This is a genomic window from Janibacter sp. CoH_79_TC_3 (assembly GCF_058197955.1).
In genome coordinates, this window is the sequence record NZ_JBXWIV010000004.1 from 185,038 (window position 1) to 203,547 (window position 18,510).

The window sequence follows — 18,510 nt, forward strand, 5'->3', positions numbered from 1 at the left end:
AAGAGGCCACCATGTTTACGTTTATATTAGCCCTGCACATTATCGTGGCGATTGCCATGATTGGCTTGATTTTGATACAGCATGGTAAAGGGGCAGATGCTGGGGCTTCTTTTGGGGCGGGCTCATCGGGTACAGTATTTGGCGCCGCAGGGACTGCAAACTTTTTAACGCGTGCAACTGCGGTTTTAACGGTGATATTTTTTATCACCAGTATGACGCTTGCTGTCCATGCGCGTAAGCAGGCGGAAGACCAATTTCGTTTAGATGCGCCAGTATCAGCACCACAAACGCCGCGCCCTTTGACACAAAATCCTCAATAGCTATTTTCAGTAGTTATTTATCGTTCATAATTAATATTTTTAATAACGGTTAATAGCTCCCTATTAATAGATGACAAAGAAAAGCGCTTTGATTGAATGGCTTTTGTTACAGGCAGTACTTGCTATTTTAAGCGCTTAGTCTTACAATGCTTCTCTGTTTTTAGCAGTCTTTAACCTTCGATGCCTTCCTTAAGCATCCGTTATAATGGGTTGAAACTCAATAAACAGCGTAGTGAGAAAGATGCGATTGTGGTGGAATTGGTAGACACGCCATCTTGAGGGGGTGGTGGCGCAAGCTGTGGGGGTTCAAGTCCCCCCAATCGCACCAAGCTTTATCTGTACGATGTTTTACTTGAACGGTTTAAGATTGGAATTATCGTCGGCAATACTTAATTTAGGATTTATTTAAAATAAGTATTGACACTTCTATAAAACCTCCCTATAATACGCGTTCTAGATTGATGCGGGGTGGAGCAGTCTGGTAGCTCGTCGGGCTCATAACCCGAAGGTCGTTGGTTCAAATCCAGCCCCCGCTACCACTTTTTATACTGATGTTTTGTACACTAAATTTGTCAGTAACGATTAGCCCACCATTATGTTTGTGGGTTTTTTTGTATCTGATGGTCGGTGTTATCGCGATATCTATCCTACTTATGCTAAGCTCTATTTCTATAGAGTAAGATGCTACTCGTTACTAACCATCATCTGCCACGACCGGCGCGATGCTTGGTAAGCATACTATCCTTTATTCCTCACACTTTTATCGATAGTTCTGCTTTATAAATAATAAAAGCATTGTCTGGTTGAGCTTGATGTTTTTTATGCTCATCCTTATATAAAAGCACGAGTCTGAAACGTATAGCATATATAGTTACGTGTTAAGAATAGAATAAAGGTTATGTCTTAAGTAATATTCTTGTCTATTAAGACAATGATTAACGAAGCTTTAGTTTAATAAATTTTGAACCTATAAAGGTTCGATGTATAAAATTAAAAACACTTAACTCGGTACGCTCGAGAAGTGAATAGGAAAAGATAAATAGATTATGAAGCTTTCTACAAAAGTTACAGAACTGACCAATATTATTGCTCCTGCAGTAGCTGCTTGTGATGTGGCACTATGGGGTATAGAGTTTGCGCCACAGGGTAATCGCTCTTTGTTACGCATTTATATTGAGGCATTGCCAGAAGATCAAGCCCAAGATAAGCAAGTAACGATTGAGAACTGTGCCGCAGTGAATCATCAAGTAAGCGGTATTCTTGAGGTCCATGATCCGATTGCTGGCGAGTTTATTTTAGAAGTATCGTCACCGGGTTTTGACCGTGCGTTCTTCTCTGATGAGCAAATGCATGGTTATGTGGGTCAAACAGTTAGCTTGCGTTTGATACAAGCGATTGGTGAAGGCGATAAAAAACGCCGCAAAGCAACCGGTACTTTAGACAGTATCGATGCGACCACGTTAAAACTGACTGCTACCGATGGTGAGCAGTTTGAGATTGCGTTAAGTAATATTGATAAAGCCAACCTAATTTATGAAGATGCTTAATTTTAAAGATGGTTTTAAGAAAATGTATATTTTCAAAACAGCTTTTCTTAGAATAGCTTTCTTATAAGTCGGTATTTTAATCTCCAAACAGCTTATGGCTGACGGTGAAAATATAACGTCAACACACTAACGATAAAGTTTAAGTCAATTATAAAACGATAGGACAGGTATAGCATGAGTCGTGAAATCTTAACGGTAGTAGAAACTGTCAGTAATGAAAAGGGCTTAAATCCTGAAGATATCTTTGAAGCAATCGAAGATGCTTTGGTGGTATCCACTAAGAAAAAAGTATATACCGATCAGCCGGAAGTAGAAGTGCGGGTGTCAATCGACCGCGCAACCGGCGATTACGATACTTATCGTTACTGGACAGTGGTTGCAGATGAAGACCATGAGATGCCTGCATGTCAGTTGGCGATTACCGATCTTGACCAAGATGAATGGTCAATTGGTGATATCAAAGAAGAGCAGATCGAATCGATTGAATTTGGTCGTATCGCTGCCACTCAAGCCAAACAAGTCATCATCCAAAAAATTCGTGAAGCGGAACGCAATTTAGTAGCAGATGCGTTTGAGCCACGTGTTGGCGAGATGATGTATGGCGAAGTCAAAAAACAGACTCGTGATGGTTTTATCATTGATTTAGGCGATAACGCTGAAGGCTATTTGTCACGTGACCAAATGTTGCCGCGTGAGCAATTACGCGCAAAATCGCGTATCAATGCCATTTTATATCATGTTAACCGTGAAAATCGCGGTGCGCAGTTATTGTTATCACGTACCCATCCAGAAATGCTCTCAGCACTAATGCAAAAAGAAGTGCCTGAGATTGCAGAACAAATTATCGAAATTCGCAACGTTGCTCGCTTGCCTGGTACGCGTGCTAAAATAGCGGTGAAGACCAACGATCATCGTATCGATCCAGTTGGCGCTTGTATCGGTATGCGCGGTACGCGTATCCAAGCGGTACAGCAAGAGCTTGATGGCGAGCGTATTGACGTGGTGGTGTGGTCAGATGATCCTGCCCAATTTATCATCAGCGCTTTAGAGCCAGCTGACGTTAGCAGTATTATTCTCGATGAAGACACTAAAACTGCGGATATTATCTTTAGCACTAATGATCAGTTGGCGCGCGCGATTGGCTCACAAGGTCAAAACGTACGCTTAGCCTCTGAGCTAACAGGCTATAAGCTAAACATGATGCTAGAAGAAGAATATCAGCAGCGTCAAGCAAACGAATCAAAAGCCTTTATTGAATTATTCTATGAGCGTTTAGAAGTCGATAAAGACTTAGCACAAGCGCTTGTCGATATCGGTTTTACCAGTATTGAAGAAGTCGCTTATGTACCTGTCGAAACTTTCTATGATATTGAAGGGTTAGACGACGAAGCGATTGACATGATTCAAGAGCGTGCGAAAGAAGTTGTCATCGCTGATGAATTGGTCAAACAACAGAACATGAAAGAGCCAAGTCAAGAGCTACAAGATCTTGAAGGAATGACGGTCAGTTGGGCTTATAAAATGGCACAAAAAGACATCATTACCGTAGATGACTTGGCAGAACAAGCCGTCTTCGATTTAGAAGATATCGAAGGTTTAGACTCTGAAACCGCAGGAAAACTCATCATGAAAGCTCGGGAATCTTGGTTCAATGAATAAGCGGTAACTGCATATCGCTGTCTTTTAGTGATATGCTATCGATAATAAGGGCTGGTACGACGTAACACAATCAAATGCAACACAAGCATCAGCCTTAACCCAATCATTTGTAGCCAACAACTGAATTGAACATATAGCAAATAATAGACAGTAGGTGATAATAAATGGCAGATAAGACCGTCAAAGAACTAGCAGACATGGTAGGCAAAACCGCAAGTGCTGTACAACAGCAACTGGTAGACGCTGGACTGCCTGCACGCGCAGAAGGTGACCTAGTCACCGAGCTTGAGCAGGAAAAGTTGGTGACGTATTTAAAGCAAAGTCATGGTCAGGAAGAAAAGCGTCGTATTAGTCTCAAATCTAAAACGACTAGCACTGCGCGCGTGACTGGCTCTTCAGGTAAATCTAAGAGCGTCAATGTGGAAGTGCGTAAAAAGAAAGTATTTGAGAAGCCTGATCCAGAGAAAATGGCTGAAGAGTTGGCTGCTCGAGAGCAAGCAATGATTGAGGCACAAGAGCGTGCTGCCAAAGATGCTGAAGAACGTGCGGCTACTAAGAAAAAATCTGAAGAGCGCCAAGCAGCTACTTTAGCGGCAATGCGTGCAAGCCTCGGCTCTAGCAAAAAGTCTAGTGACAAGAACGATGATATCTCAACGTCAGTGGTTGTAAAAAAAGGTGGTAAAGCGGCAGTAGAAGTTAAGCCAAAAGACCAACCAAAGAAAAAAGTTGCAGCGACGAAGCCAAAAGTTGAAACGGCGATTGAGCGTAAAGCTCGCGAAGCCCGTGAAAAAGAAGAAACCCGTCTACGCGAAATCGAAACTGAAACACGCCGCGCGCAAGCGGAAGAAGCACAAAAACGTACGCTTGAGCAAATGCGCAAAATGGCTGGTAAATATACCGATCAGCCTGCTACTGAGGTTCGTAAAGATGAACCATTGGCTGAAGGTTTGGTCGGTGATGCGCTAGAAGAGTCATTTGAAAAAGAACGTCGTGAAATCAAACGTGGTACCAGTAGTACTAGTGCCCGTGGTCGTGGTCGTCGTAAAAATCAAGATGAGCGTGAAATTAAAAACCGCAAAAACGGTTTACGTTCAACGCAAGCTTCACAGCATAAGTTTGAAAAGCCGCTTGATAAAATTATTTATGACGTCGAAATTAGCGAACATATTACTGTTTCTGATTTGGCACAGCGTATGGCGGTTAAAGCTCGTGAAGTGACCAAATTGCTCATGAAAATGGGTGAAATTGCACGCGAATCAGATACCATTGATCAAGCGACAGCCAGTCTTATCGTTGAAGAGATGGGTCATAACCCTGTACCGGTTAGTGATACGAAAGTTGAAGACGATCTGCAAGATGCGGTTGATGAGCGTAGCAGTAACGTGCAAACGCGTCCACCAGTCGTGACTATTATGGGTCACGTTGACCATGGTAAAACCTCATTACTCGATAAAATCCGTGCAACTAAGGTTGCCACTGGCGAAGCCGGCGGTATTACCCAGCATATCGGTGCGTATCACGTGAAAACTGATCGCGGCGTCATTACTTTCCTTGACACCCCAGGTCACGCAGCCTTTAGTGCCATGCGTTCACGTGGTGCACAAGCGACGGATATCGTCGTAATCGTTGTCGCCGCTGATGATGGCATGATGCCACAAACTGAAGAAGCGATTGATCATGCACGCGCTGCTGGTACACCTATCATTGTCGCTATCAATAAAATGGATAAGCCAAGCGCCGATCCTGATCGTGTCCTTAATGAGTTAACTGCTAAACAAGTAGTCTCAGAAGAGTGGGGCGGCGATACCCCAATGGCTCGTATCTCAGCCAAAACAGGCGACGGTATTGACGAGCTACTAGAACTTATTAGCCTACAAGCTGAACTGATGGAGCTAGAAGCGCCATTAGATGGTGCTGCTCAAGGCGTGGTTATTGAGTCAAGACTTGAAAAAGGTCGCGGTCCGGTTGTTAGTGTCCTAGTTAAAAAAGGTACCTTGAAACAAGGCGACTTAGTATTAGCAGGCGAGCATTACGGTAAAGTTCGTGCGATGACAGATGAACATGGCAAGCGCATTCAGTCAGCAGGTCCGTCTATCCCTGTAGAGATTTTAGGTTTACCTGAAACACCAGCTGCAGGTAGCGAATTCTTAGTCTTAACCGACGAGAAAAAAGCCCGTGAAGTTGCTGACTTTAGAAGCAATCGTGAGCGTGAGCGTCAACTAGAACGTCAGAACGCCATGCGTCTAGAGAGCATGTTCGATCAGATGGAACAAGGCGATGTATCATTCTTAAATATCGTCTTAAAAACCGATGTTCGCGGTTCGCTTGAAGCCCTACTTGCTGCACTAAATGAGCTATCTACTGATGAAGTTAAAGTGCGAGTCATTAGTTCAGGGGTTGGTCCAATCTCCGAATCTGATGTAACATTAGCAGAATCTAGCGAAGCGGTATTACTAGGCTTCAACGTCCGTGCAGATGCAACCGCACGCCGTAAAGCAGATACTGCTAATATGGATATTCGCTACTACAGCGTTATCTATGGCTTGATTGATGATGTCAAAGCTGCCATGAGTGGTATGCTGGCGCCTGAACATCGCGAGAAAATCTTGGGTGTTGCAGACGTTCGTGAAGTATTCCGCTCTAGTAAATTTGGCGCAGCAGCAGGTTGTATGGTTGTTGAAGGTACGATTTATCGTAACAAACCTATCCGCGTACTGCGTGATGACCAAGTTATCTTTACTGGTCAGTTGCAATCATTACGTCGTTATAAAGAAGACGTCAATGAAGTACGTACCGGTATGGAATGTGGTCTAGCGGTTCGTGGTTATGATGTCGAAGCTGGCGATAAAATCGAAGTCTTTGAAATCCAAGAGTTCGCACGTACTATCTAAAGTAGCTGCTTGATAATTCTTAATATTCAGCTGTACTTAGGCCTAACAGGTACACCCTGCTAGGCCTTTTTTAGCAAATAGAAGTCCTAAAATTTGTTAATCAAAAACTTATCAATCAATAAAAATAAGCCATATTAAAGTAAGGTAATAACATGAACCAACGTTTACAACGCTTAGCTGATCAGATTCAGCGTGAGCTCGCTGTCCTTATCCGTGATGCCGTTAATGATCCGCGTCTGACTGGTTTTGTGACTATCTCTAGTGTTAAAGTCAGCCCAGACCTAGGCTACGCTGATATTTATGTCACCATCATGGAGCCTGAACTCAACGATGCTATGACTATGTCAAATCACGAAGAAAGCATCAAAGTCCTTAATAAAGCTGCTGGTTTTTTGCGTACTGAGCTTAGCCATAGTCTAAAAACTCGCACTACGCCGCGCTTACGTTTCCATTATGATGAAGTCACTGCGCGTGGTAACTATATGATGGATTTGATTAGTAAAGCGGTCACTAAAACTGAGCAAAACGAGTCTGATGAGCAAGAAATCAACGAGTAAAAGCTATTATGTCGATCGTCTCTAAAAAAGCCTCTATGCAACCCTCTAAGAAGACTAAACAGATGACTGATAAGATAAAAGTCAATGGCGTGATTTTAGTCGATAAACCGCAAGGTATGACGTCACAACAAGTGGTGTCAAAGGTAAAATACCTGTTTAAATCTCCCAAGCATGACAGTAAAAAAGCTGGTCATACTGGAACGCTCGATCCTATGGCAACGGGTCTATTGCCTATTTGCTTGGGGGAAGCGACCAAGTTCAGTCATTATCAACTTGATGCCGATAAATCGTATCAAGCAACTATTTTTTTGGGCAGTCAGACTGATACTGGTGATGCTGATGGACAGATTGTTGCTGAGAAAGTTATTCCACAGTTCGATGTGGTAGGGCTAGAAAAAATTGCCCAGCAGTTTTTAGGGCCACAGCAGCAAATTCCACCGATGTATTCTGCTTTAAAAAAAGATGGCAAAAAACTATATGAGTATGCGCGTGCGGGTATTGAGATTGATCGCCCGGCAAGAGATATTGTTATTAAAGCAATTAATTTAACAGTAATCGACGCTAAGCAAATCCAGCTGACAGTGACTTGCTCTAAGGGTACATACGTACGCGTATTAGCAGAAGATATTGCCAAAATGCTTGGTACATTAGGACATTTAACTGCTTTACGACGTATACAAGTCGGTGACTTTCATATTGACGCGGCGATTAGCTTGGCGGATTTAGAAGCGATAGCTTTAGAAGATCGTCAGGCGCATTTATTACCCTTAGATGCTTGCATCAACCTTGAGGCTGAGCTTATATTAACGGCTGAGCAATGCGCCCGTGTACAAATGGGACAACGTTTAAATGTCATCGAGCAGCTAAACGACGATTTGCAATGGTATATTTCAGCTATCATCGAGCAACAGCCTAGTCACTATGAAAATAGCGTTATTCAACAAAATGGCGATGATAGTGAAGGTAATAATGAAGCTTTGTTGCCTTATGAAATACCCGTAGATATCCGTCTCATAAATGAGCAAAGGCAGTTTATTGGTCTAGGATCACTGAGTCTAAATGGTCGCTTGCAGCCGAAAAAGCTCATCCAGTTGTAATATTAATGCTTAAATAAGCTTTAGTAGCCATAACTGAAACTAAGTAAAACTTACTAAGAGTTTACACTAATCACATATCATCACATTTTATTGCAGGTTTCACCTATAGTGAGACCTGCTTTTTTTGTACCTTAGTTAAGTCAGCTACGGAAAGCAGACAAGGACATAAAAATAAAAGAAATAATAAAAATGGAAGTTAATTAACTATCAAGAAATATAACAATAAAAATAAGCTATCTACATAAAAATAAAAAGACATTAATTAATATAAATAAATTTTCTAACTTAAAAATAATAATAAAAAATATAGTCTAGAGCTATGAAATAATAAAATTAACGTATCAAAGTATAAAGTATAAGGATTACTATGAAAACCATTGCTTTCTTATTACATAATAATTTTGAACAAGCAGAGTATGAAGAGGTCGATAATCAACTAAAAGAAAAAGGTTATAAAACCCTTTTAATTACCACCAATAAAGACAAACAAGTCCAAGCGATGCAGCAAGACGTTAATGAAGGCGCTACCTTTATCGCTGATATATTCGCTAAAGATGCCGAAGTTGCTGATTATGATGCGCTGGTGCTGCCAGGTGGGACGGTAAATGCCGATACCATACGCGGTAATAAAGAAGCACATACTATTATTGATGCTATTAACGAAGCCGGTAAGCCTTTAGCGGTAATCTGTCATGCGCCTTGGGCATTGATTAATATGGGTATAGCTAAAGGTAAAACTTTGACCGCTTATCATACATTACAAACCGACTTAGAAAACGCTGGGGCAACCTTCGTAGATAAAAGTGTGCAAGTAGACGGTAATCTTATTACTTCGCGTAATCCAGATGATATTAAAGACTTTGTTGCTGCTATAGATAAAGCGCTCTCCGCGTCTTAATATTCATCATCGCAATATTTATTTAGACTTATTCATTTTAATTTCTATAAATAAACACAATCACAAAAGGAAAGTACTATGTCAAACCCTAACCCAAATAATACTAAGCTTGAGCAAGAACGTTCAGACTCTGCTACAGCAGCATTGAAAGGTCAAACTGAAGACAATCATACAGAAAATACCGAAGCTGCTGCTGACCGTATTGCTGATAATTTAAGAAATGCTAAAGAAGAAAAATAATTAGCTTTATTAACACTGTTGATTAAAAAACTCTTGATTAAGAACAATGCAATTAGCAAATAGATATAAAACAATAATTATAACTGGGAGTATTTATGACAGACTCAAAAGACAACATGGATGCACAAGAGAAGAGAATCAAAGAGCTAGCGGAAGATATTGATCCTAGCGAAGATATTAGTCCAGACAGTTTAGCGGAAGCAACTACCGCACCGCTTGATGATTATGCTCTTGGTGGGACTGCTACGCAAGATGACGTCAAAAAATGAAATACTTTAAACTAGTTATAATAATGCATAATATAAAGCGTTATTAATCTATAGTAATTGCCGCCTCATAATAAGCTATAAAACTATTATAAAAAACTGCTGCTAGTTCAGCAGTTTTTTGTTATAATCGCTGGCATATTTGAATATTGTTTTAGATAAAGCTTTATCTTAACTTTGGCAACAGTCTAAGTTAGATAATGTCTTATTTTGAGCGGTTTTGAATAAAGATTATCATTAATAAGTTTGTCGTACACTAGGTCAACTCTAGTAATGCAGGGTTGTCCTGAATGACGGTCAAATTATTTTATTTATTATTCTATCGTTCCTTGATGCTTAACTATTAAGTACATCTCGGAGCTTATAGCATTGCCGGAGAGATTTATGCTAACTAATACCGATCGCGAACAAATCATTGCCCAATACCAACGTGGCGAAAACGACACAGGTTCACCAGAAGTTCAAGTAGCTTTGTTAAGTGCGCGTATTAATGACTTACAAAACCATTTTAAAGCACACAAAGCCGACCATCATAGCCGTCGCGGTCTTATCCGTATGGTTAACACACGTCGTAAATTACTTGACTACCTAAAAGGTAAAGATCTTGGTCGCTATACCACCCTTATTAGCCAATTAGGTCTACGTCGTTAATTTGGCGACAATAGTACGAATGGTCGCTGAACTAAAATATGCCTTAATTTGGCGGGATTTTAAGTTTTTTGCTAAACCATTTGGAACTTGCTTGTTGAAATCGATAAAATAGATTTTCTCTAAAGACGGTGTGGAATAGTTTCACGCCGTTTTTTTATGCTTATTAATATCAATTATTACGTGTAGAGATTTCGGTCTGCTACTATCGGATATTTTAAGTATCAGTTATAAAGTTACACGGTCAATGAACGCTGACTTGCATTTAATTGGTCAATGTTTATAAATCACTGTAAAATAATGCCTTATGAGTCTCTGAGTCATACTGGCGCTCAAGCGAATATTGATATAGCTTAGCGTATGTGATGATTACCTATAGCGCATTGAGCTATACCATTTATTTATATGCATAGAGTTATACGCATGGACGCCACATGTAAATATCTTATTTAAGAAAGCTAATAAATAATATCGTATCGAATGTAACTTATTCTAAAGTGCTCACGCCTTTAACATTAAGAGTAGAAAACCAGATTTACACCAACGTACTTTATCTAGGTATACATAGGTAGAAGTGCGATGTTTATTTTAAAGAAATAGCGATATATCTGTTAAATAAGTAATAATATCAGCCCTAATCGACGCAGTTATTAACCGTATAATTGGCAATTAGTGGCTATATATAAAGAATTTTAAATGAAAAATATCAGTTTTTTATACTGCTGATATCAATTTCGTCAGTCAATATTAGGAAAATTATATGACAATGTTTAATACCATTAAGCGTGAATTCCAATACGGCGACCAGCAGGTCGTTATCGAAACGGGCCGTATCGCTCGTCAAGCAAACTCTATTTTAGTCCACATGGGCGGCGTGACTGTCCTAGTGGCAGCGGTAGTAAAGTCTGATGCTAAAGAAGGACAAAACTTCTTTCCATTGACCGTAAACTACCAAGAAAAAATGTATGCAGCCGGTAAAATTCCTGGTGCTTATGGCAAACGTGAAGGCCGTGCCAGCGAAGCTGAAACGCTAACCTCGCGTCTGATTGACCGTCCGATTCGTCCACTATTCCCTGAAGGCTATGTGAACGAGATTCAAATCACGGCAACGGTTGTTTCATCAGACAAGAGTCAGTCTGCAGATATCGCTGCGCTAATCGGTGCTTCAGCAGCACTCGCTATCTCTGATGCACCATTTAATGGCCCTGTGGCTGCTGCGCGTGTTGGCTTTATCAATGGTGAATACGTTCTTAACCCAACGCTTGAGCAGCTCAAAGAGAGCGACCTTGACTTAGTGGTTGCTGGTACTAAATCTGCCGTGTTGATGGTTGAGTCAGAAGCGAAAGAATTGTCTGAAGATCAAATGCTAGGTGCGGTTTTATACGGTCATCAGCAGCAGCAAATCGTTATTGATAACATTGCGTCAATGGCTGCAGAGATTGGTACTGTTAAGCAAGAATATGCGGCACCTGTTCGCGATCAAGCGTTAGAAACCAGCATGAAAGCGCAGTTTGGCGAGCAAGTGGCCGACGCTTATACCATCACGGATAAGCAAGAGCGTTATACCAAACTCGATGAAATTAAACAAGCTATTATCGATGCATTGGCAGGTGACACGGAAGCAGAAACTTACAACGATACAGTTTCTGAGCTAAAAGAAATTTACAATGACCTCAAATACCGCACCGTTCGTGACAATATCTTGTCAGGTAAGCCGCGTATTGATGGCCGTGATCTTGAAACCGTTCGTGCTCTAGATGTCCAAGTTGGCGTATTACCATTTACTCATGGTTCAGCCCTATTTACCCGCGGTGAAACGCAAGCATTAGTGACTACCACGCTTGGTAACACGCGTGACGTAAACATGATTGATTCATTGGCCGGTACGATTCGCGACCATTTCATGTTGCATTATAACTTCCCGCATTTCTCAGTCGGTGAAACAGGCCGTGAAGGTATTCCAAAACGTCGTGAAATCGGTCATGGTCGCCTAGCGCGCCGCGGTGTTGAAGCCATGCTTCCAGATAGCGACCGCTTCCCGTATGTGATTCGTGTGGTATCAGAAATCACTGAATCAAACGGTTCATCTTCTATGGCTTCAGTTTGCGGCGCAAGCTTGGCATTGATGGATGCTGGGGTACCATTAAAAGCACCGGTTGCTGGTATCGCGATGGGTCTGGTTAAAGAAGGCGAGCGCTTTGCAGTATTGTCTGACATCCTAGGTGATGAAGATCATCTTGGTGATATGGACTTTAAGGTAGCGGGTTCAAAAGACGGTATCACAGCACTACAGATGGATATCAAAATCGAAGGTATTACTGCAGATATCATGGAGCAAGCACTTAAGCAAGCCCATGCAGGTCGTATCCATATCTTAGATGCGATGAACAAAGTATTGCCTGCAAGCCGTACTGAAATCAACGCTCATGCTCCTAACTATGCCGTTATCGAAATCAACCCAGACAAAATCCGTGACGTCATCGGTAAAGGTGGCGCAACGATTCGTCAGCTAACGGAAGAAACTGGCGCAGTTATCGATATCGATGATGCAGGTACTATTCGTATCTTTGGTGAAAACAAAGCAGCAACCAAAGCGGCTATCAGCAAAATCGAAGCCATCACCGCAGAAGTTGAAATAGGTAAGACTTACGAAGGTACAGTTGCGCGTATCGTTGACTTCGGTGCCTTTATTAATGTATTGCCAAATACTGACGGCCTCGTCCATATCTCGCAAATCGCTGATGAGCGCGTAGAGAACGTATCTGACTATCTAAAAGAAGGTCAAATCGTTAAAGTATTAGTACAAGACGTTGATAACCGTGGTCGTATCAAACTGACCATGAAAGGTATTGAGCAAAGCTAATCCTCGATATTTGACGCAATTTGCCATAGTCAAAATCTAAAAAACCGCTTTGGTTGCTGATAGCTAGCAATCAAAGCGGTTTTTTTATGTGCTAAAAAGACTGTAGAAATTTAAAAATAATTTATATTTTAATTTCTTTAGGAAGGTGGATGTCAATACGCAGTTTGGGTAAATCTTGCAGATAATGGGTGAGGAGAGGCAAAATATCAGTGTGCCAATCTAGAGCAATTGATTTTGCTAATTCGGCGTTTTCAATATCATTATTTTGAGCAGAACGGTTCTGCGAATGACTAGAAATAAGCGGACGTGCTAATAGCGCAACCCTACGAATCCCTTGATAACGCACTAAAGGTATCAGCTGCTGTTGTAAATCGACTAGCGCTGCCGTGAGCCAACGAGCTCTGGTTGGATGATAGGCATGGTCTGATATCACAAGATTGGCAATATGGATTGGTTGATTGCCATTGCTACTGACGCCAAGTCCTGCCTGCTCGCGTGAGCGTTTGTGCATTAAACAGCTACCTACCAAGAGGTTACCATCACGGGAAGCCCGATAGTAGCGTTGGTAATTGTCTGGATATAGATTTTTGCTTCGCGTAAGGATAGGGTCTAAAAGAATACCCGCATTATTAACAGGCAGTATCAGCAGTTGGGCGCTGCTATTTAAAATAGGGGCATGGGTGAGTTGTAGATGTCCCATTTTCTTGCCCCTTTATAAAAGTGATATTATTTCGCGCTGGTTTTAGCGCCTTCTGCTGCTTCTAACTGAGCAATTTGTTCTTCAAGCAAGGCGATTTGCTCAGCTTTCATCTCTGTCAGCTGTTCATTCATCGTCAATTGCTCAGCCGCTAACTTCTCTTGTTCTGCTAAGCGTTTATGCTCATCTGCTAAGCGATCGATTTCTTCTTTCGCCAAACTATCTGTTTCTGGTAAAGATGCATTTAAGATAGCTTCGGGATCGGGCATTTGACTGTCTATGGTGGCAGAACCATCGGTATCTAAAATCGACGCATTAGTATTTAACGCATTATCATTACCTAATGGCGTAGTATCTGATTGCCCGGCGCTGTCTTGCTCAATAGTCGGTGGCGTACTTTCAACGGGTGCGATACTAGCGTTAGGCGAATTATTTTTCCAAACCAAGTAACCAATTAATAGTACTGCTAAGATAATGATTGGCCACCATTTTTGGCGTGCCTTAGTATGCTTTTTCTTCAGCGATTTAGCTGGTAAAGGGCGTATTTCTTTCTTATTCATACAATAATCGATTTATGTCAAAAATATAAGTAGGCATACTATAGCAAAATCAAAATAAAAAGCCTATCTAACTGGATATATATCATTAGATAGGCTAGTAGCTATTAAGACTTGACGATACAGGTTTTCTTATTTATGGCTTAAACTTGACCGTACCGCTGGTGCCTGTCGCCATCGCATCACGAGCGATCTGGTCTTCGGCATGGTTTTTGGCACTAATCACATCAGGATCGGGGCGATGCTCACTATGTCCGCACTGAGTACATTCGATGTATTCATCAGGTTCGGGTATGACGATATTTACTTGCATCACTGCATCCATCGCCTGACATTTAGGACAGCGAACGCCTGCTAAAAACTGCCGCTTTGGACGTGACGATTGATAGCGCATTTAGATAACCTCACGCGTCGTTTGAGCATTGGTTTGAGTAGTTGCGGTATCGTCATCTTTAGCATTATCAAAACCGCTATGGCGTAGTAAGGCATCGATGCTGGCGCTGCGACCACGGAAGTTTTCAAAGTTGGTCTTGGCAGGAAAACTACCACCCACTGACAAGATACTCTCACGGAAGGCTTTACCAGTGACAGGGTTAAAAATACCTTCTTCTTCAAACTTACTAAAGGCATCAGCAGAGAGCAGCTCCGCCCATTTATACGAGTAATAACCCGCCGCATAACCACCGGCAAAAATATGACTAAAGCCATTGGCAAAACGGTTGTAGTCAGGCGTCTGCATGATAGCAATATCATCGCGCACGGCATTTAAAGCCGCTAAAATACCATCATAATCAAGCGCTGGTATGTGTGCATGAATCAATAAGTCAAACAGTGCAAATTCGATTTGACGTAAGGTTTGCATACCGCTTTGAAAGTTTTTTACCGCCAGCAAGGCTGAAAGTTTGTCTTTCGGTAATGGCTCACCAGTCTCGACATGGTTACTAATCAGCGCAATACCTTCAGCATCCCACGCCCAGTTTTCCATAAATTGACTGGGCAATTCGACCGCATCCCACTCAACGCCATTAACACCAGCGACATCGCCAACTGTCACTTGGGTCAATAAATGATGTAGACCATGACCAAACTCGTGGAACAAGGTTAGTACTTCATCATGAGTTAATAGGCTTGGTTTGCCATCAAGGGCAGGGGTGAAGTTACCGACCATAAAGCAGACGGGTAGCTGTTCATGGTTTTTCTCGTCGTAAGTATAACGCGACTGAAAACCGCTCATCCACGCGCCGCCACGTTTACCGCTACGAGCAAACAAGTCAAAGTAAAATCCACCAAGCAAGTTATCATTCGCATCAAATAATTGATAAAAACTTACCTCGTCGTGCCAGCGTGATACAGATTCACTGTGCTCTTGTACCTTGATACCGTATAAACGCTCGACAATAGCAAATAAACCGTTAATTACTTTTGGCAGTGGGAAATACGGACGTATCTCTTCTTGCGATAAACTAAACTCGCTTTGTTTGACTTTCTCAGCGATATAAGCGCTGTCCCACGGCTGTAGGTCAGTAATACCATAATCCTGCGCGTATTTTTGCAGCTGTGCTAAATCTTGCTTAGCCGCTGGGGTCGCTTGCTGTGCCAAATCCCGTAAAAAGGTTTCTACCTCTACCACGCTATCTGCCATCTTGGTCGATAGTGAAACGTCTGCATAATGATCAAAACCTAATAGCTTGGCCTTTTGCGCGCGTAATTGTAGAATTTGACTCATGATATCGGCGTTATTCAGCGACTCGCCTTTGCTATTGGTGTGTTCATCAAACTCAGAAGCGCGGGTAACATAAGCACGGTAAAGCGTTTCGCGCAGATTGCGATCATTGGCATGGGTCATGACGGCAAGATAAACGGGGATATTTAAACTTGCCACATAATAAGGAGTTGGTAGCGCGTCGATATCTGCTTGGGTGAGTGTACCGCTGGCAAGCTCGCGGGCTTTATATTGTTCGCCTGCATCTGCCAGTAGTGCAAGTCCACTTTCGGTTAACCCTGCTAACTGTTCTTGCTTGAGCGGTAGGGCATATACTTGGGTGGCATCCAATATATGGTCTGAGAACGTCGCGGATAAGGTTGAGAGCTCACTCTGGATGGTAGCAAACTTTTCTTGTTCAGCTTTTTGTAGAGCCACGCCTGATAGCTCAAAGCTACGTAGCGCAAGCTCAATAGCACGCGCTCGTGCTGGCTCAAGGGCAGCAAAAAACGCCGTATCATTGACGATAGTTTGATAACGGCTAAATAACGGCTGATGCTGTCCAACCCGTGTGCCATAAGCAGACAGCTTAGGTAGCAGCTCATGATGTACGTGACGAATCTCATCATTGCTCATGACGCTATTGAGGTGCGACAAAATACCCCAACTGCGATCCAACGCCAGATTGATATGATCAAAAGTCATGATATCGCTCAAAGCTTGCTCAGCACTGAAATCATTAGCATTATTAACGCTATCAGTATTGGCACTCATGTTGTCTAAAAAGGCATTGGCAGTATCGATAGCACTGATAATTTGGTTTTGTAAGGTGTCTGGTGCGACATTGTCAAAATCAACAAGGCGTAAATTTGCAGAAATAGAAGTCATAAAAGTATCCAGTATTAATAAGAGAAGGGCTATTCATTACGAGGTTCGAGTTTTGTTATATAGTTTTTGTGATATAGGTTCAATTATATAGAGTATCTAAAAGATGGGTATCAATCGCTTGGAATACAACCCTTTACTGTATATCTCCTCTTAAAGTAAATAGATGTGTGGAATATAAAAAGTTGCGGTAGAGAGATTGCTATTAAGGTTGACTAAGCTTCACTTACAAAGCGTCATCATTTACTTGCAAATTAACCCTACAGAGAGTGGGGTTAAGTTGTTAGCATCATAGTAATGCAATGGCTATAACAAGCCTTTTTACTATTAAGCAGACTTTAATTATTAAGCTGTAAATATTAAATAGCTTATAAATATAGTTAAGTAACTTATAAATATAATTAATTAACCTGTAGATATATAAGCATGATGATAAGTATAAAAAATTTATTTTAACAAGCAAACCAATGATAATAAAACAAGGAGCAGTATCTATGAAAGCGACTCTTAAAAGCTTACGTGAAACCAAAGCCAATCCAGCCGTTAGTATTTTTGTCAAAACGCATCGTGAGCATCCTGATAATCAAAAAGATCCTATCGCCTTAAAAAACCAATTAAAAGTTGTTGAAGAACGCTTAAATAATGAATACGATAAGCGTACCGCGACCACTATTTTAGAAAACATCCAAAATAAAACCAATGAGCTTAATCATAACTATAACCTAGATACCTTGGCAATATTTGCCAGTACCGATGATGTGCAAATCGTTCGTATGCCTATTGATACTAAAGAAAGAGTAATCATCTCTGATAGATTTGCGACGCGTGATTTGGTTCGTGATATGGCGAGTGCCGTTCATTATTATACGGTTGTACTGACGCGTGATAGTGCACGTCTGATTGAAGCATCTAACGATCGTGTGGTGAGAGAATTTGATCAGCAGGCAGATGCGCAAAACAATATGGAAAACATTCCATTTCCTATTGAAAATAATGGTCTATATACGACTGGTGATGCAGGCTCTGATCGTTCAGCGAATAATGAAAGTAGCTATTTAAAAGAGTTCTTTAACCAAGTGGATAAAAGTGTGCAAGAGTTATGGGGCGAGCATAAAATGCCGCTAGTAGTCGTGGGTGATGCAAAAAATATCGGTTACTATAAAGATGTTTGTGACCGTCCAGAAAATATTATTGCCACCGTCTCAAACGCCACCAACTTAGAAGAAGGTAGCGCCCAGCATATTGTTGATAGTGTGCAAGAAGCCGTAGAAGGCTATCGCTCGTCGTTACATCAAGCCGCTATGGGCGAGATTGACAAAGCGCGCGGTGCAAATATGCTGCAGACAGATTTACAAGAAGTCTATCGCAGTGCTTTCCAAGGCGTTGGTGAAACCTTATATGTCCGTCGCGGTTATATGCAACCTGCCAAAATCGATGAAAAAGCGCAGACATTAAGTATGGCAGATGATGCGACAGCAGAAGGCATAACTGATGACGCCGTTGGCGAAATCATCGAACATGTCATTCATAATGGTGGTAAAGTTGTATTTATGCCGCAGGATCTTATGGGTGAAGATCAGCCAATTGCTCTAGTGACGCGCTATTAATCGGTTGCTGATATTTTAATGGATTAGCCAGCGTCACAATATAGGTATAATATAAGAGCATTGGTTCGTACGAATC

Annotated in this window: 16 protein-coding genes and 2 tRNA genes; 14 read left to right on the forward strand and 4 right to left on the reverse strand. The window is 41.6% G+C overall.

Features of this window, described 5'->3' with window-relative positions; all coding sequences use genetic code 11:
* Window positions 1-11 precede the first annotated feature (11 nt).
* The 13 genes from secG (at window position 12) to pnp (ending at window position 12,986) form a co-directional block, all read left to right on the forward strand.
* Window positions 12-320, forward strand: coding sequence for a preprotein translocase subunit SecG (secG, locus tag AC2FA3_RS05975; protein WP_025652589.1), 309 nt, complete (start codon window positions 12-14; stop codon window positions 318-320).
* Window positions 321-563: 243 nt separating this feature from the next.
* Window positions 564-648 (forward strand) — tRNA-Leu (locus AC2FA3_RS05980).
* Window positions 649-782: 134 nt separating this feature from the next.
* Window positions 783-859: transfer RNA gene (locus tag AC2FA3_RS05985), tRNA-Met, on the forward strand.
* Window positions 860-1,366: 507 nt separating this feature from the next.
* The gene (rimP, locus tag AC2FA3_RS05990; protein WP_490508773.1) at window positions 1,367-1,867 is read left to right on the forward strand and encodes a ribosome maturation factor RimP; all 501 of its coding nucleotides are present in this window, start codon (window positions 1,367-1,369) and stop codon (window positions 1,865-1,867) included.
* 174 nt (window positions 1,868-2,041) lie between these two features.
* Window positions 2,042-3,526 (forward strand): transcription termination factor NusA, encoded by a 1,485-nt coding sequence (gene nusA, locus AC2FA3_RS05995; RefSeq protein ID WP_201611336.1) that lies wholly within the window; start codon window positions 2,042-2,044, stop codon window positions 3,524-3,526.
* A gap of 164 nt (window positions 3,527-3,690) precedes the next feature.
* Window positions 3,691-6,417: a translation initiation factor IF-2 gene (gene infB / locus AC2FA3_RS06000; protein WP_490508774.1), complete on the forward strand. Its 2,727-nt coding sequence runs from the start codon at window positions 3,691-3,693 to the stop codon at window positions 6,415-6,417.
* A 152-nt stretch (window positions 6,418-6,569) separates the two neighbouring features.
* The gene (locus tag AC2FA3_RS06005) at window positions 6,570-6,974 is read left to right on the forward strand and encodes a ribosome-binding factor A (protein WP_422305586.1); all 405 of its coding nucleotides are present in this window, start codon (window positions 6,570-6,572) and stop codon (window positions 6,972-6,974) included.
* A gap of 8 nt (window positions 6,975-6,982) precedes the next feature.
* Window positions 6,983-8,071 carry a tRNA pseudouridine(55) synthase TruB gene (gene truB / locus AC2FA3_RS06010; RefSeq protein WP_490508775.1) on the forward strand — a complete coding sequence of 363 codons (1,089 nt, stop codon included), beginning with the start codon at window positions 6,983-6,985 and terminating at the stop codon, window positions 8,069-8,071.
* 367 nt (window positions 8,072-8,438) lie between these two features.
* On the forward strand, window positions 8,439-8,969 hold the full coding sequence (locus AC2FA3_RS06015) for a type 1 glutamine amidotransferase domain-containing protein (RefSeq protein ID WP_490508777.1): 531 nt from the start codon (window positions 8,439-8,441) through the stop codon (window positions 8,967-8,969).
* A 78-nt stretch (window positions 8,970-9,047) separates the two neighbouring features.
* Window positions 9,048-9,209: a hypothetical protein gene (locus AC2FA3_RS06020; RefSeq protein ID WP_490508778.1), complete on the forward strand. Its 162-nt coding sequence runs from the start codon at window positions 9,048-9,050 to the stop codon at window positions 9,207-9,209.
* A 95-nt stretch (window positions 9,210-9,304) separates the two neighbouring features.
* Window positions 9,305-9,478 carry a hypothetical protein gene (locus AC2FA3_RS06025; RefSeq protein WP_490508779.1) on the forward strand — a complete coding sequence of 58 codons (174 nt, stop codon included), beginning with the start codon at window positions 9,305-9,307 and terminating at the stop codon, window positions 9,476-9,478.
* Between the two features lie 381 nt (window positions 9,479-9,859).
* On the forward strand, window positions 9,860-10,126 hold the full coding sequence (rpsO, locus tag AC2FA3_RS06030) for a 30S ribosomal protein S15 (RefSeq protein ID WP_045443035.1): 267 nt from the start codon (window positions 9,860-9,862) through the stop codon (window positions 10,124-10,126).
* Between the two features lie 757 nt (window positions 10,127-10,883).
* On the forward strand, window positions 10,884-12,986 hold the full coding sequence (gene pnp / locus AC2FA3_RS06035) for a polyribonucleotide nucleotidyltransferase (RefSeq protein WP_490508780.1): 2,103 nt from the start codon (window positions 10,884-10,886) through the stop codon (window positions 12,984-12,986).
* 121 nt (window positions 12,987-13,107) lie between these two features.
* Here pnp and AC2FA3_RS06040 read toward each other — a convergent pair whose 3' ends face one another.
* The 4 genes from AC2FA3_RS06040 to AC2FA3_RS06055 form a co-directional block, all read right to left on the reverse strand.
* Window positions 13,108-13,686 carry a hypothetical protein gene (locus tag AC2FA3_RS06040; protein ID WP_490508782.1) on the reverse strand — a complete coding sequence of 193 codons (579 nt, stop codon included), beginning with the start codon at window positions 13,684-13,686 and terminating at the stop codon, window positions 13,108-13,110.
* 26 nt (window positions 13,687-13,712) lie between these two features.
* Window positions 13,713-14,243, reverse strand: coding sequence for a hypothetical protein (locus AC2FA3_RS06045; RefSeq protein WP_490508783.1), 531 nt, complete (start codon window positions 14,241-14,243; stop codon window positions 13,713-13,715).
* Between the two features lie 133 nt (window positions 14,244-14,376).
* Window positions 14,377-14,634, reverse strand: a complete 258-nt coding sequence (locus tag AC2FA3_RS06050; RefSeq protein WP_490508784.1) for a YheV family putative zinc ribbon protein — start codon at window positions 14,632-14,634, stop codon at window positions 14,377-14,379.
* Window positions 14,635-16,830, reverse strand: coding sequence for a M3 family metallopeptidase (locus AC2FA3_RS06055; protein ID WP_490508785.1), 2,196 nt, complete (start codon window positions 16,828-16,830; stop codon window positions 14,635-14,637). It lies immediately after the preceding gene.
* A gap of 491 nt (window positions 16,831-17,321) precedes the next feature.
* Between AC2FA3_RS06055 and AC2FA3_RS06060 the strand changes: the two genes are divergently transcribed.
* Window positions 17,322-18,434, forward strand: coding sequence for an AOC03_06830 family ribosome hibernation factor (locus tag AC2FA3_RS06060; protein WP_490508786.1), 1,113 nt, complete (start codon window positions 17,322-17,324; stop codon window positions 18,432-18,434).
* The last annotated feature ends 76 nt before the right edge of the window (window positions 18,435-18,510 follow it).